This window comes from Bacillus sp. FSL W8-0770, assembly GCF_038008705.1.
GTDB lineage: Bacteria > Bacillota > Bacilli > Bacillales > Bacillaceae_G > Bacillus_A > Bacillus_A cereus.
In genome coordinates this window covers 1,750,837-1,764,664 of record NZ_JBBOZR010000001.1, presented here as the reverse complement: position 1 = coordinate 1,764,664, position 13,828 = coordinate 1,750,837, and the positions used below count along the sequence as shown (strand labels likewise).

Below are 13,828 nucleotides of genomic sequence, written 5' to 3'. Positions count from 1 at the left end.
TTAAGCATTCATTTTTTCTTGCAAAGTTTCAAACAGCTGCCCCATCGTAATATTTCTCAAAACTTCTTCCATCGCGGATTGTGCTTGAATTAAAATAATTTCTAACACCGCTTGAATGTTCGCCCCAATTGGACAATCTGGATTCGGTTGCTCGTGAATATGAAATAGCTTGTCTTCTTCTACTACATTTACTGCATGATACACATCTAACAATGTGATTTCATGTAAATCCTTTAGTAATCCCGCGCCACCCGGTCCACGATTTACGTAAACAAAGCCAGCTTGTTTCAAGTACGACATGATTTTACGAATGACTACTGGATTTGTATTGACACTCTCAGCCATATAGTCTGAAGTACAAAGTGAAGATGGATTGTTTTTCAAAATAGATAAAATATGAACAGCTATGGAAAAGCGGCTACTAATTTTCATCGTAATCACCACCTCGATGTAATCATTATAGTTACAACTAAAAAATAAGTCAATCCTTTTCATAGATTTTTTATAAGTAAATTAAAAAGTGTCCCATTATGATATATGAGACACCTCTTTTTATTCTGCAAATAGCGATTGAAATTCTTCAATAAATAGCTGCACAGCGATTGAAGAATCCTTTAATGAAGGAACAGCTAAAGCAATTTCTCTCCATACTTGTGGTTCCAATTCTCTCGTTTGCACATTTTTTGGTAAATTCGTTAAAGATAATTCAGCTAATATTGCAATGCCCAATCCTTCTTGAATCATATTTAAAGCTGTAGTAACTGTCGAAATTACATATTCAGCCCGAAGTGGTACGTTTGCTTGTTTAAACATATCAATAATGGGTGGTTCGTATCCACCCTTACATAATATGATCGGTTCATTCTCTAAATCACAAATTGTAAGAGCGTTCTTCTTACAGAGAGGATGATCCTCTCTTAAGATAGCAACCATTTTCCCCTTCGTTAATGGAACAATCTCCATATCTTTATTAGGCAAAATAACAATTCCTATATCAATAACCCTCGATACTAACCAATCTTCAACTTCTTTAATCGTTCCTTCACAAAGAACTACTTCTAAGTTCGGATACTTCTCCTTAAAAAGGTTTATCATTTTGGGTAAGAAATGTGCAGAAGCGCTCGGAAAACTCCCAATTCGAATCGTCCCAACTTCGTGCCCTTTCTCCATCGCAACTTCTTGTTCAATCTTCTCTACACCGTTCAAAATCTCTCTAATATGTACAAGAATTCTGTTTCCTACATCCGTAACAATTAATCCTTTTCGTTTATCACGTATAAGAATCGTAACTCCTATCTCTGACTCAATACTTGAAATCGCATGACTAACAGCTGGCTGCGTCATATTTAACACCCGAGCTGCCTTCGTAAAACTACCTAACTCAACGGTTTTTATTAATACTTGCAGTTGTGTAATGGTCATAACTAATCACTTATACTCCTCATAAAAAAGATTCATTTTATTTATTACAGTCGATATCATATCATAGTGAAATGAATAACAACAAGGAGGTCTTTCAGTGACACAGCTTTCTCGAACTAAGACGGCCATCATCCTTACCTTTCTCGTTTTCATGTGGGGAATCAATTGGCCTTTATCAAAGTTTGCCCTGCATTATACACCACCTGTTTTATTTGCAGGCGTTCGAACTTTAATTGGAGGATTCATTTTACTCCTGTTCGCATTACCGAAATACAAAGAGTTACATTTAAAAGAAACATGGCATTTATACGTTATTTCTTCCTTACTTAACATCATTATATTTTACGGATTACAAACTGTCGGCCTTCAATATATGCCTGCTGGGCTATTTTCCGCCATTGTATTTCTACAACCAGTTTTACTCGGTATTTTCTCGTGGATATGGCTTGAAGAATCAATGTACGGCTTGAAAATTTTCGGGCTTGTTCTCGGATTTATTGGTGTAGGTGTTATTAGCTCAAGCAGTTTAACAGGACATATTTCTATTATTGGAATCCTTCTCGCGTTAGGATGCGCTATTGGCTGGGCACTTGGCACAGTATTCATTAAGAAGACTGGTCACCGTGTTAATGCCATTTGGATGGTAACACTTCAGCTTATTATTGGCGGCCTTTGCTTAATTGGATTTGGTTCAGAGTTTGAAAGCTGGTCTAGTATCGCTTGGAGTATGCCATTTGTTAGCGTACTTCTCTTTATTTCATTCTTTGTTATTGCAATGGGGTGGCTTGCATACTTCACACTTGTTGGAGCTGGTGAAGCAAGTAAAGTTGGGGCTTATACATTCCTCATTCCACTAATAGCTATTATTGTAAGTTCAATTTTCTTACATGAGGCTATTACCATTAGCTTATTCATCGGACTATTATTTATTGTTGTGAGTATTTGTTTTGTAAATATAAAACCGAAAACACTTGCTGTAAGGCAGCAAGTTGAATTGAAATAAACGTAAGAAAGAGCCTACTGTTTGTAGGCTCTTTCTTACGTCTTACTTTTTACGACGTACTACAAAAACACACGCACTTACCGACGATACTATGGCAAAAATAGATAAGACAATTGCTATCAATTGCATATTACTAGTACCTTCATTTTTTTCTACACTAGACACTTCACCATGTTCTCCTGTTAATGACGTACCTTTTGCAATTGTAGTAAGTGAATGCGGTTTTTCAGCTTTTTCATCCCCTGTCCATTCAACAATTTCTTCATCTTTATATTGTTGATATGCGTCCCAAGCTATTTTTTGCTCTTTATCCGGATTTTTAGCGACGAAAGTAAATCGCTGGAACTGACCGGGTAAAATCCCTTCTCCTGTTGCTTCCCATACTACAGTTTTAACTTTTCCAGTTGTATCTTTTTGCTCCTCAACTTTCCATCCTGGCACTGGTTCATACTGCTGGAACTCTACTCCAGACGGTATTTTCAGTGTAACTTTTGTTGTTGCTACATTTTTTTCAACTGGTACTTTTATCGTATATGTCTCCCAAGAACCAACGTCAGAAGTTGCTGGTTTTACAGTGACGTGCGCACTAACAGGTAACGAAAACATTCCCATTGCAATAATTGTTGCGATCATTGTTGTTCCTAATTTTTTTATACGTTTCATTTTCTATTAGCTCCTTTTCATACATAGCTTCTTTTTATCTGCCACCGACAATAAATTTAAAATCTGTATCGAGACTATCAAGAGATTTTGTTAATCCATGAACATGTATATTCCAGTTTCCTGTCATATTAATATACATACCTTCTGTTTCATATTCTCCTGGTGAAACTACTGAAACTTTAAATGAACCTTTTCCCATGTTCATATCTAATGATTGAGTCGTCAATATCATTTGTTCTATATCAGTAACAGGCTGTCCCTTTTCGTCCTTTAGTGTAATATGGAATTTATTTTGTCCTACCTTATTCGGACTTACATTTAGCGTAAGTTCATATCCATTATCTAATTGCTTACTCTCTGTAAATGGTCCAGTAGGAGGCATCGGTGGTGTTTGTACGTTTGTCATAAAAGCTACGATTACGAAAATGATAATTCCAATGACAAACTCTACTTTCACCGTAGCTCCTAATCCTTGCTGCGCTCTTATTCTCCCTTTCACATAATGAATAATTCCCAATATCCCCATGAAAATAAATAATAGTATCTTTGCTAATAAAGCCAATCCATACTTCGTATCAAATAACGAGTGGATTGTTGGAATAAAAAATGTACTATTAAAAAGGCCTGTTATTAAAATCACAATGACAGCACCTGTTGCCCACGGTGAAAAACGCTTAATCATATCCCAATACATATGCCACTTATTATCCTCTTTACATAAAAGAAGAATAATAGATGATAAACCACCAACCCATAATGAAGCTGCTAATAAATGTAGAAAATCCATAACGACAGCAATGTTTTTAAACTTTAAACCGTATGCGTGACTATTAAAGGCCTTCATAACAAGTAGCCCTATAAACAATAGTATTGGAATACTCCATACTTTAAACGACGAAAACTTCTCATGCTTCACCGCAAAATACGTAACAATTATAAGCGTACTAATGAGAACCATTTGAGTAATCCATACATAACCAAAAACAGAAAGCTGTAATGTTTCTTTTAATAGTAAAGGATTGAATGCTTCTAGCCATGAAACATCAGCATTTATTTTCGCTTGCAGTGGTAGATTGAATAACAAGCTAATCAATATCCCAAATAAAGAGATCCATATTATGTTCTTACTCCTTGATCGAACCGAGGTTGCATTGCCTTTATACATAATAAGATTAAAGAATAGCACTCCTATAAATAGTGAGAAACTTGTATATAAAATTCCACGTTCCATAATCATATCGATTTGTGGGACGTAGCCCATCTCTTCCACTTGTATATCGTCTGTTTCCGCTTCCGCTAATCCAACCCGGAACGGGATAACTCCTTGAATTGGATGTCCATCAGCTGAAATCACTTTCCACTGAATAGAGTAAAGACCATTTTTGAGATTGTCTTTTAATCCAGCTTCTAATAGCTTTTTATTTTTTTTATCAATATGAGCATCTTTTAAATCGACCCTTTTACCTGATGTATCTCTCACGTACAATGTATTAAAACTTGAAACTTGTATGTCCTCATCGAATTCAATTTTCACAACAGATGGTGCTTTCTTCAATGTTTCATTTTCAGTAGGGTTTGATTTCACAACGTACGCATGAGCAGATGCACTTTGCGGTATCAATATGATAAGCACACACACAAGTAATAGCCATGTCCCTAATCTTCTCATTACTTTCACACTCATTTCACTTCTTTCTTCCTCATCGCTCTATTTTCATTACTTTAACTTCCGAAGTTTGATTCTCGGGCGAAATATTAACCTGATTAAATATAAACTTCTATAAAGTATAACTCTTATTTCTTTTCCACCTCTAAACTTCTAATATAATAGTAACTATCACTATAGATACAACTTACATTTTTAAAGTCGATTGTTATTATATCATAAAATATATTTATATAAGTTATCAAAGAAGAAAAGTTATCGTGAATCATTTGTGAAGAAAATGTGAAATGCATAAATAAAAAGGTGTTACGTAATAACGTAACACCTTTTTAAAAATATCCTTCTTCTATTTCTCTTCCGGATAATCACAATACTCGATAATCGTTCCTTCTGTATCCGCTGGGTTAAGATATATTAATCTTCTACCGTGCTTATTAATCCGAAGTGTATGCTCTAACGTTCGAATTCCTTGTTCTTTCAATTCCTCTAAAGCCACATCTAAATCATCTACTCGATACGCAACGTGATGAACACCTTTACCTTTTTGTTTAATAAAACGGGCAATTGGAGATGTCGTATTATTCGTCGGTGCAAGTAATTCAATTCTATCTCCAGCCACTTCAAGAATGGCTACTTCACTTTCCACACCAGGAGCTTCACTTACGTAACGATCTATTAAAGTTCCTAGTAACACATTTTCATAAAAACGTATCGTACTATCTATATCTCGAACTGCGATTCCGATATGATCAATTGTTTTTTTCATTTTATTTCCCCTACTACTTTATTTTTTCTCATTATTAATAGTAACAAAAAAAGCTATAGAAACAAGTCTATAACTTTTTTTATTTAACCTATTTTCTTATCCGCTCTAGTTGCTGGTTGAACTTGGTTTTTCACTTTTAAAATGCTAAGTCCATATCCGATAAATCCACCGATAATGGCTGGGAAGATCCAGCCTAATCCTACTTCCTGCATCGGAAGGAATTTAGTGAACACTTGGCTTACTACTTCAATGTTAACTCCAGCTGCACTTAATCCATCGAATAAGCTGATGATAAATGTTACGATTAAGCTCACTTGATAAACCTCAGCTCTTCCTTTAAATAATGAATGGAAGAATGTTAAGAAAATCAATACGATTGCTAGTGGATAAATTGCTGTTAATACTGGAACAGAAACTGCGATCAATTGTGTTAATCCTACGTTTGCAACAATTGCACTAAATACACATAGCGTGATTGCAATTGCTTTGTAAGGAACATTTGGGAATAACTTATGGAAGAATGAAGAACATGCTGATACAAGTCCCACACTAGTTGTTAAACAAGCTACTGTAATCATTAATCCTAATAATACTCCGCCATATGATCCGAAATAATAGTTAGAAACTTTCGCTAATACTTCTCCGCCGTTCTCTAAATGTCCAAGCTTTGCAACACTTGAAGCACCCATATAAGAAAGTGCTGTATAGATAATTGCTAAAATAGATGCTGCAATAATTGTCGCTTTTGCACAAACGACCATAATTTGTGTTTTCGTTTTCGCACCTTTTTCTTTAATAGCATTGATAATGATAATCCCGAATACAAATGATGCTAGCGTATCCATCGTTAAGTATCCTTCTTGGAATCCTTTAAAGAATGCATGTGATGTATAAGCTTCCACTGGTGCTTGCATATCTCCAATCGGATGTATAAAAGCAACGATTACTAAAATACCGATGAAAGTCAACTTAATTGGCGTTAAGATTTTTCCAACAATATCGACAATTTTCGCGGGATTTAGCGAAAAAAAACAAGTGATACTAAAGAATATAATTGTGAAAAGAATTAAAGGTGTAGAACCTACTCCTTCTGGCATAAACGGCTTAAGACCAATTTCATAAGAAACATTTCCTGTTCTTGGTATTGCAAATAACGGACCAATCGCTAAGTATAAAACTGTTGTAAACACAATCCCAAACACTGGGTGAGCACGACTAGCTAACGACTGCAAATCATCTTTACCTGAAAAACCAAATGCTAGTACACCTAGTAATGGTAATCCAACACCAGTTACTAAAAATCCAGCGTTAGCAATCCATACATTCTCTCCAGCTGATTGACCAAGCATCGCTGGAAAAATTAAATTTCCCGCTCCAAAAAATAGTGCAAATAACATTAATCCAATAACTACTATGAACGAAAACGGTACTTTATTCGCCATAATATAACCCCCATTCAAGTTTCCTTATCTCATTTTCCAATTTTAACTAATTGAATTTTCTGAATATTTAATTTAAGTATCAACTATTCTTGAATTCATTATAGTTTGCTATATAATATTTTGCAATACTATTTTCGAACTTTTCTTTTATTTTATAAATATACATTTTTTAACATGAAAAATAGACTAAAAAACCAACATGGTCATCCATGTTGGTTTTTCCATTTACTATCATGAATTAAAATTTTGCTGCTACTTTTTTAACGTTTTCTAGACCTTCTTCAACAATTTGTTGTGAACGATCTGGATATTGATTGTGTCCTTCAATTACAACTGTCTCTGGATTTGTAATTCCCCAGAATCCAAGTACAGTTGTTACGTAATTAACTGCCATTTCCATAGGAGCCATTTGTTCTGAAGAGTAATCTGAACCACGAGCACCTAACACAACTACTTTCTTACCACCAACTAAACCTTCTGGGCCATTTGCTGTATATTTAAACGTTTTTCCAGCTTGAGATAAGTATGAAATATATGTGATTAATGGTGCTGGTACTGTAAAGTTCCATAATGGGAATGCAAATACAACCTTATCAGCTTCTAAAAACTGATTTAAATATTGAGCTACTGTAGCAACTGCCTTCTCCTCTTCAGCTGTTAACTCCATACCTTGGCTACGTTTATATCCACCTGAAATCGCGATATTTCCGTAATAAGGAAGATCTAATGCAAATAAATCTAATTCCGTAATTTCTGTATTTGGATTTGCTTCTTTATAAGTACTTACAAATGTTTCATACATTTTTGAACTAACTGCTTGCTCCGCTGGACGATCGTTTGCTTTTACAAATAATACTTTTGACATTTTTTTATTCCTCTCTACATTCTTATTTTCTTCTTTTTTACCAAATAATGAGCTAAATAGTCCCATTTTCTTCACCTAATCTTTCTTTTCATATTCATTATTCATCATCATAAAAATTCTTATTCTAAGAAAAAGTTCCAATAGATACCTTAAGTTACGCCATTGCAACTTTTTGTTATTTAATTACCTTATGTAAGTGATTGTAATATAGTCACTTACTTTAGTCAAGTAACTTTTAATAAAAAATAAAATCTCGATTTAAAAATATTAAGCGAGATACAATTGAACACCAAATACATCTTTATTACTTGTATAATAAACTTAGAGAGGAAAATTCATATATAGAAAGGATTTATTCATGAGCACTATAGAAAAGATTCAAACTTTTATTATTCTTTTTGCTGTTACATGCGGCATCGTACTCGGACAATTTAATATGATACATACGTATTCAGACAAATTTATTGTCCCCTTCTTATTTTTCATGCTATATGGATTATTCCTCAGCATCCCATTAAAAGAAATAAAAAAAGGATTTCGCAATTTAAAATTTGCTGGAACAAGTCTTACTATTAACTTCTTATGGACACCTTTACTCGCTTGGGGGTTAGGGGCACTATTTCTTTCCGATCATCCAGCACTTTGGGTTGGATTTATAATGTTAATGGTTACTCCATGTACAGATTGGTACTTAATCTTTACTGAAATAGCGAAAGGTAATGTAGTACTTTCTACTGCAATTTTACCTGTAAATTTAATTTTGCAAGTACTGCTCCTTCCCATTTATTTATTTTTATTTGCTGGTGTCATGAAAACTGTAGCGGTTTCTGTTTTAGTAGAAAGTATTGTTATCGTAATCGTCTTACCATTTATACTTGCACACGCTACAAAATTCATTATGAATAAAATAAAAAAAGCTGAAACTCTCGAGAATAAACTCATTCCGTTTTTTAGCTCTGCTCAAATTGTATTTTTAAGTTTAGCAATAGTAGCGATGTTTGCATCACAAGGTAAATATTTACTACAAAATATGAATGTTGTTTTATTATTACTCGTTCCTGTTCTATTGTTCTTCATCATTAATTTTTTACTAGGACAATTTATCGGGCGCATGATGCATTTATCTTACAAAGATACAGTAAGTCTAAGCTTAACAACGTTAGCAAGAAACTCACCTGTTGCACTCGCTATCGCTGTGACCGCTTTTCCAGATGAGCCTCTTATCGCACTTGCACTCGTTATTGGACCATTGATTGAGTTACCAGTACTAGCTTGTGTGTCACAAGTTTTGTTGCTTATTAAGAAAAAACGGCAATACGCATAATAAAAAACGTCCCATTTTGGGACGTTTTTTATTATGGAAAGATTACATACAACACTTATTTCTTATTTATCATTACAAATGAAATTACCGAAACTACAAACATAATACTACCAATTATAAATCGATGGGCTCTAAAAATTTTATATGTTATAGAGAATTAACTTTTCGTTACATTAACAGATCCTTTCTAATTAAAAATGATAGGAAACGTAAATATAACGAAAGCTGCCCAAAGTCCGTAGATTGGCAAATACTTCGTAATGGCATCTTGGATAGCTGTCGGTCCTGATTTGTTTTGCAAGAAACGCATATAGGAAAACATAATCCAAATTAGATTTGCCCAGATCAATATGTTTACACCTAAAACAGCTAGTCTATTAGGTGTAATCCCGTAAGATGAAAGTCTAAATACGATGGCTGACAATGCAACAGTATCAATAATAAGTGCCAGAACAATTAAGGAAAAATTTATATAATCTGAAATGTTCTTTTTCTCGTCCGAGTCACTCTCAACGATAGAAAATATAGTAACAGCCAATACACCAAGGAGTATTCCGTTGAAAGCCATTAGGAAATTGCGATCCAAGAACGGATTTTTCCCCACCCAAATTACCGTTATAAGATAGATAAGCAACGTGATCAGGACGAGAGGACTAAAAATTTTAGATATGTATGGTGTAATATTTTTAGCAAGCTTAAGATTCATTGATACTAAGTATGCAGCCACAATAGCGAGAGCCGCTGCTCCAAATAAAACAACATTACTAAAATAGAATTCTCCTATATCTAAGTCAACAAAGCTAAATAAACGCATGGTGAATATTGCTAGTATCATTCCGCTCACTGCCATGCTCCCGTAGAGAAGACAATATTCTAAATTAAATTTAATATAGGCTAATCTTGTACCGCCTTTTGAATATTCATTTCCTGTAAACGCAAGCCCTACTAAGACCCATAAAAATATAGGAAGATGTAAATAAGCAAGTATGGTACTGTCTTTATAATTTATTGGCAATGTATTAAGATACACCCCGGAAACTAGGAATAACGCTATAAGGGAATAAATAATACTTTTTTTCGGCTTATTATTGTAAACAAAATAAGCAGCAATAAAGGGAATTACACCAAAAGCCAAGTTTATTGGAGCAATTGCTTCCTGCTCAACAAAGTGGAAAATGATCCTGGTGCTTATGCCGGCCAGAATAGCTAAAAGGCCCATGAATAAGAAACCTTTTTGAAACAAAGATGTTTTTTCTTTATTTACTTTCTCCTTGAAATGCAACCTTTCATACCAAGCAGCTAGAACCTGGGAATCAGGGTTTTGGTCCCATGCTTGTGAGAATGCTTTTTTAAAAGCTTTCGGATCTTTTCTATACATCTTCTCCAACTCATGGGGGTTATCCATATGTTTAACAATCAAATTGTTACTGTTCATAATTATACCTCCTCTAATTTTAAAAATAAGGTTGTTACCTTTTAACAAAAGCACCTCACTCATTTATTATGATTTTGATTTTAATATAAAATTTATCGTTTTACAATAAAATTTTATTATTTAAAGCATTTTTTTTATCGTTAAATTTCATTTCAAAGAAAAACAAAAGAGCATAACAATTTTATGTCATGCTCTTTTAACAAATTAATTCTCAAATACAAAATTAATCTTATTATCTTTCCACTCTAATTTCGCATCAAACGTTTTCTCGCCCTTTTTAAAGCCTTTAATTAAATCGGTCTTTTCACCTTTTAAGAGCTTTGTCATATTCTTTTGCGAAATTGTTTTACTTAATATCTTCTTTGAAATGGTGAAATCACATTGCGTTGTATTATAGTTAGAACAACCGTAAAACGTTGACTTATCAATTACATCGCCATCACATTTTTTACAGCTACCAACCTTTTTACCCGTTGTAAATTTCGATCCTTTTCGTTCAATCGATTCAACATGTAGTCCAGTGAAATCCCACTTCTCAGACATTTCCACTGCATCTTCAATAATTTTAGCTGATAGCTTTTTCGTTTGTTCCATAAAAGTTGCTGGTGATGCTGTACCTTCACCAATTTCCGCAAGACGTTGTTCCCATTTCGCAGTCATTTCCGGTGAAGCTAGTATTTTGTCACCAATTGCGGTAATTAATACTTTTCCTTTATCAGTCGCATACACTTGGTTTTTCTTTACATCTATATATTTACGGTCTTTCAACATCGTAATAATACCCGCGCGAGTCGCTTCCGTACCTAAACCTTCTGTTTTCTTCAATACCTTCTCTAGCTCTTCATTCTCTAAATACTTACCAGCTGTTTTCATTAACGTAATAAGTTGTCCTTCTGTATAACGCTTCGGTGGCTGTGTTTTTCCTTCTTTCACTTTCACCTTTACAACTTTTCCTTCTTCACCTTCAGCTACAATTGGAAGAATGGTTTCGTCATCTTTATCGTCTTGGAAAATAACTTTACGCCAACCTTCTTGAATTTGCTGTTTTCCTTTTGAAATGAATTCAGCACGTTCATCTACAAGCGTTACAATCGTTGTATAGTCAAAGATTGCAACTTCATAATGAGCTGCAATAAGCCTTCTTACGATCATATCGTATATTTTCTTTTCATCACCTGATAGTCTGCTTGGGTTTGTAACTTGCTCTGTCGGAATAATCGCGTAGTGATCTGTTACTTTCTTTTCATTTACATAACGCTTATTGTTCATAATGGATTCAACCGGAGCCGGTAATAAACCTTTATATTCATCAAACTGACTTAACTTCTGTAAAATATCAGGGAACGTCGCTGCTTCTCCTTGAGTAACATAGTTAGAATCTGAACGTGGATAAGAAACAATCCCTTTTTGATAGAGTGCTTGCGTTATATCAAGCGTCTTTTTCGGTGAAAACTTAAAGGCTTTATTTGCCGTTGCTTGCAGTGATGATAAGTTGAATAAAAGCGGCGGCTGAAACTCTTTACGCTCCGTTTTCATTTCCTTCACAACAGCCGGTTTCCCTTGGCAAAATGCCGCAATTTTATTCGCCATATCAGGGACTTTTAAGCGGGATTCATTATCCTTCTCCCATTTCCCGTCATATTTCTTTCCTTCTATATTAAAGGTTGCAAACACTTCCCAGAAAGGCTCTGACTTAAAGTTTTCAATTTCTTTCTCACGCTTTACAATCAATGCTAACGTTGGTGTTTGGACACGACCAGCAGAAAATACATCATTCATTCCTTTTTTCTTTAGCAAAATACTAAACACACGTGATGCATTCATACCAACAACCCAGTCAGCACAAGATCTTGTGTATGCTTCGTAATACGTATTAATTGTATCTGATTCGTCAAGTAAATTTTTAAACCCTTGATAAATAGCTTGCTTCGTTAAAGACGAAATCCATAGACGCTTCATCGGCTTTTGCACGTTACAAAGATTAATAATATTTCGTACGATTAGTTCCCCTTCACGCCCAGCATCGCCTGCGTGAATAATTTCTGTTACCTGTGGATTATGTAACAGCTGTTTCACAACGTTAAATTGCTTATACTTTGACTTTGTTACTTCAAATTGAAAACGCTCTGGAATCATCGGTAATGTATTAAGTGACCATTTTTTCCACTCTGCGTGATAATGCTCTGGATTACATAACTGCGTCAAATGACCAATTGCCCATGTACAGTACGCTCCATTTGGAAATAACTCATTCGCTTCTACCTCTAAATATCCATCTTTCCGGCGATATTTAAACTGTGAAACAAGAGCCAACCCTTGATCTGGTTTCTCGGCAATAATTAATTTCATTTTATAACTCCCTATCTGTATTCCAGTGTTACTTTCATTGTCTATATGTTTAGAAGCGATGATAAAACAACAATCTTATTTATCATTCGCGGTTTGTCTCGCAAATGGGAGACCTATAATATTATACGCTTATTCTTTATGGCTTCACAATAGAAACTCATAATATAACAATTTCTTTCACATGCTTACAATTAAAAAAGACGCCCTAAAAAATCAAGCGTTCCTTTGCTTACATCTATGAAATTGTGCAGATAATATGCAGATATAAATTATCATAAGTACACATATGATGAAATGAACGATAGGACAAGGAGGTATCATAATGTTTGCTTATACGTTAACTGCCCTAACACTTTGCTGTACCTCAATTCTTATTGCATCCAATATTTCTAAACGTAAGGGTACCCTAATGGAGTATATGGTATTTATTATGTCTTTTAGTATGAGTATCGGTTTAAGTATTGGTTTTTATTTAGGCATTCTCTTTAAGGGGGAATTACTATATTCTACTTTACTTGCTATTTTAATTAGTGGTTTTATCGGTTTTTTAGTGGGTCTACGTTTTCACCTATATACTGCTTTAGAAGGAATGTTCTCTGGATTAATGGCAAGTATGATGGGAGCAATGATTACAGAAATGTTAAACGCTCAACAAGCTCATAGTATATTGTTCATTAGCCTTTTACTTACTATAACGATTACTATGTCCTGTGTGATTCAATTGTTATCGGAGAACTTTTCTACTTTTATCCAACAGCGTTTTTTGTTATTACTTTCAATTAGTGTAGTAATTATCGTTGCCGTATTCGCGACATTCCCAGATCATACTCCTGCGCCTTCACCTGGGCATAATCAACATATACATTAGTACTTGCAACAAAAATGAATAAGCA

Annotated in this window: 12 protein-coding genes; 3 read left to right on the top strand and 9 right to left on the bottom strand. The window is 34.4% G+C overall.

All coding sequences use genetic code 11. The features are described from left to right. The gene (locus NST27_RS09230; protein WP_000704073.1) at nt 1–432 is read right to left on the bottom strand and encodes an Rrf2 family transcriptional regulator; all 432 of its coding nucleotides are present in this window, start codon (nt 430–432) and stop codon (nt 1–3) included. A 120-nt stretch (nt 433–552) separates the two neighbouring features. Next, nucleotides 553–1,422 (bottom strand): LysR family transcriptional regulator, encoded by an 870-nt coding sequence (locus NST27_RS09225; protein WP_000156762.1) that lies wholly within the window; start codon nt 1,420–1,422, stop codon nt 553–555. A gap of 97 nt (nt 1,423–1,519) precedes the next feature. Here NST27_RS09225 and NST27_RS09220 point away from each other — a divergent pair, with 97 nt between their 5' ends. Then, nucleotides 1,520–2,425, top strand: coding sequence for a DMT family transporter (locus tag NST27_RS09220; protein ID WP_000192805.1), 906 nt, complete (start codon nt 1,520–1,522; stop codon nt 2,423–2,425). 42 nt (nt 2,426–2,467) lie between these two features. On the opposite strand, the gene NST27_RS09215 is transcribed toward NST27_RS09220, so the two are convergent. The 5 genes from NST27_RS09215 to NST27_RS09195 all read right to left on the bottom strand — a co-directional run bounded on the left by NST27_RS09215 (nt 2,468) and on the right by NST27_RS09195 (nt 7,893). Then, complete coding sequence (locus NST27_RS09215; protein WP_047385944.1) at nt 2,468–3,088, bottom strand: YcnI family copper-binding membrane protein; 621 nt, start codon at nt 3,086–3,088, stop codon at nt 2,468–2,470. 34 nt (nt 3,089–3,122) lie between these two features. After that, nucleotides 3,123–4,772, bottom strand: a complete 1,650-nt coding sequence (locus tag NST27_RS09210) for a copper resistance CopC/CopD family protein (protein WP_000114339.1) — start codon at nt 4,770–4,772, stop codon at nt 3,123–3,125. Between the two features lie 328 nt (nt 4,773–5,100). Beyond that, a complete protein-coding gene (locus tag NST27_RS09205; protein ID WP_000750846.1) occupies nt 5,101–5,520 on the bottom strand; it encodes a VOC family protein in 420 nt (139 codons plus the stop codon). 83 nt (nt 5,521–5,603) lie between these two features. Beyond that, nucleotides 5,604–6,962 (bottom strand): branched-chain amino acid transport system II carrier protein, encoded by a 1,359-nt coding sequence (brnQ, locus tag NST27_RS09200; protein WP_001284786.1) that lies wholly within the window; start codon nt 6,960–6,962, stop codon nt 5,604–5,606. Nucleotides 6,963–7,200: 238 nt separating this feature from the next. Then, a complete protein-coding gene (locus NST27_RS09195) occupies nt 7,201–7,893 on the bottom strand; it encodes an FMN-dependent NADH-azoreductase (RefSeq protein WP_047385942.1) in 693 nt (230 codons plus the stop codon). A 292-nt stretch (nt 7,894–8,185) separates the two neighbouring features. Between NST27_RS09195 and NST27_RS09190 the strand changes: the two genes are divergently transcribed. After that, entirely contained in the window at nt 8,186–9,151 is a 966-nt protein-coding gene (locus tag NST27_RS09190) for an arsenic resistance protein (RefSeq protein WP_047385940.1), read from the top strand. A gap of 187 nt (nt 9,152–9,338) precedes the next feature. On the opposite strand, the gene NST27_RS09185 is transcribed toward NST27_RS09190, so the two are convergent. Next, nucleotides 9,339–10,586, bottom strand: a complete 1,248-nt coding sequence (locus NST27_RS09185) for a DUF4153 domain-containing protein (protein ID WP_047385939.1) — start codon at nt 10,584–10,586, stop codon at nt 9,339–9,341. Nucleotides 10,587–10,790: 204 nt separating this feature from the next. Next, entirely contained in the window at nt 10,791–12,935 is a 2,145-nt protein-coding gene (topB, locus tag NST27_RS09180; RefSeq protein ID WP_047385938.1) for a DNA topoisomerase III, read from the bottom strand. A 322-nt stretch (nt 12,936–13,257) separates the two neighbouring features. Between topB and NST27_RS09175 the strand changes: the two genes are divergently transcribed. Further along, complete coding sequence (locus tag NST27_RS09175) at nt 13,258–13,803, top strand: hypothetical protein (protein WP_047385935.1); 546 nt, start codon at nt 13,258–13,260, stop codon at nt 13,801–13,803. Nucleotides 13,804–13,828 lie beyond the last annotated feature (25 nt).

Excerpts from the sequence above, each read along its gene's own strand:
- NST27_RS09205 (WP_000750846.1), bottom strand. The coding sequence starts at position 5,520 with ATGAAAAAAACAATTGATCATATCGGAATCGCAGTTCGAGATATAGAT.
- topB (WP_047385938.1), bottom strand. The coding sequence starts at position 12,935 with ATGAAATTAATTATTGCCGAGAAACCAGATCAAGGGTTGGCTCTTGTT.
- NST27_RS09190 (WP_047385940.1), top strand. The coding sequence starts at position 8,186 with ATGAGCACTATAGAAAAGATTCAAACTTTTATTATTCTTTTTGCTGTT.
- NST27_RS09225 (WP_000156762.1), bottom strand. The coding sequence starts at position 1,422 with ATGACCATTACACAACTGCAAGTATTAATAAAAACCGTTGAGTTAGGT.
- brnQ (WP_001284786.1), bottom strand. The coding sequence starts at position 6,962 with ATGGCGAATAAAGTACCGTTTTCGTTCATAGTAGTTATTGGATTAATG.
- NST27_RS09230 (WP_000704073.1), bottom strand. The coding sequence starts at position 432 with ATGAAAATTAGTAGCCGCTTTTCCATAGCTGTTCATATTTTATCTATT.
- NST27_RS09195 (WP_047385942.1), bottom strand. The coding sequence starts at position 7,893 with ATGGGACTATTTAGCTCATTATTTGGTAAAAAAGAAGAAAATAAGAAT.
- NST27_RS09210 (WP_000114339.1), bottom strand. The coding sequence starts at position 4,772 with ATGAGTGTGAAAGTAATGAGAAGATTAGGGACATGGCTATTACTTGTG.
- NST27_RS09215 (WP_047385944.1), bottom strand. The coding sequence starts at position 3,088 with ATGAAACGTATAAAAAAATTAGGAACAACAATGATCGCAACAATTATT.
- NST27_RS09175 (WP_047385935.1), top strand. The coding sequence starts at position 13,258 with ATGTTTGCTTATACGTTAACTGCCCTAACACTTTGCTGTACCTCAATT.
- NST27_RS09185 (WP_047385939.1), bottom strand. The coding sequence starts at position 10,586 with ATGAACAGTAACAATTTGATTGTTAAACATATGGATAACCCCCATGAG.